Origin of the sequence: Bacillus sp. NTK071, assembly GCF_017303315.1 — a bacterium.
Classification (GTDB): Bacteria; Bacillota; Bacilli; order Bacillales; family Guptibacillaceae; genus Guptibacillus.
The window spans coordinates 1-258 of the sequence record NZ_JAFKOI010000143.1; the positions used below are offsets into that span (position 1 = coordinate 1).

At 67.4% G+C, this 258-nt stretch carries 1 protein-coding gene; it reads left to right on the forward strand.

Translation table 11 applies throughout. The annotated features are described in order from the left end of the window. Positions 1–242 (forward strand): HAD hydrolase-like protein (locus JI666_RS21375; protein ID WP_206895099.1); only part of this gene is annotated, 242 nt, incomplete at its 5' end. Positions 243–258: the final 16 nt, after the last annotated feature.

The following is a 258-nucleotide window of genomic DNA, read 5'->3' on the forward strand; positions in this document are numbered from 1 at the left end:
CCGCAGGCTTCCTTGCCGCCGCGCACCGGATGGGCGTGGACCCCGAGGACGTCGTCATGGTCGGCGACGACCTGCACAACGACGTGCTGGCCGCACAGGTCGTCGGGATGACCGGCGTGCTGGTCAAGACCGGCAAGTTCCGCACCGACACCCTCGACCGCTGGGCGCGCGACGAGTTCGCCATGCAGCCCGATCACGTCATCGACACCGTCGCCGACCTGCGGACGGTGCTCGGGATCTGATGTGTAAGGGATTTTG